Source organism: Rhodovulum viride (assembly GCF_003265965.1).
Classification (GTDB): domain Bacteria; phylum Pseudomonadota; class Alphaproteobacteria; order Rhodobacterales; family Rhodobacteraceae; genus Rhodovulum; species Rhodovulum kholense.
Genome location: NZ_MUAV01000151.1, coordinates 1 through 625, shown reverse-complemented (window position 1 = coordinate 625; position 625 = coordinate 1). Strand labels below are relative to the sequence as shown.

Below are 625 nucleotides of genomic sequence, written 5' to 3'. Positions count from 1 at the left end.
GCCAGGTCCTCGCGCAGCGCCATCGCCTTCAAGAGGTCGTCGCGGGCATGCTGGGCCATGGCGACCGAGGAATGCCGCAGGAGGCTGTTCGACAGCGGCACCAGCGCGCGCAGGAGCTTGAAGGACTTGTCGACCGCATCGAAGCTCATCTCGCTTTCGGCAATGGCCGAGGTCTCGGCGCCGTAACCGGCGGTCGCGCCTGCGGTCTGGCGCGCGGTGCGCAGCTCGCCCGCGGGCATCGGCACGGTGCGCGCGCCCGAGGCGCGGACGGTGACCCGCGGGCGCAGCAGCGCGATCAGTTCCTCGGATTGCGCGGCGGGAATGGTGATGCCGCCCGCGGCCTCGGACGCGCCCGACATGATCGCGGCGATGCCGGAATGGCCATCGGTCTCAAGCCGGGCCACCGCGCGTTCGCGGTCGCCCCGGCTGGCCGCCAGCGCATGCAGCATGAAGCCCACCTCGACGCCCCGATGCGCGGGATCGCGCGGGGTGGCGGCCTGTTGGGGCCGGGCCGTGCCGGTGGGGGCAGCCCCCGTTCCCGGCGCCGGATCGTCGCCGCCGGTGGCCGCGGCGGCGCGGGCGGCCTCGGTGGCCTCGGCCCGGCCGACCTGGGCATTGAGCCGCT

The 625-nt window shown here is 75.0% G+C and carries 1 protein-coding gene; it reads right to left on the bottom strand.

Features of this window, described 5'->3' with window-relative positions:
* On the bottom strand, positions 1-625 hold a 625-nt coding region (locus tag BYZ73_RS21570), incomplete at both ends, for a phage major capsid protein (RefSeq protein ID WP_112317597.1).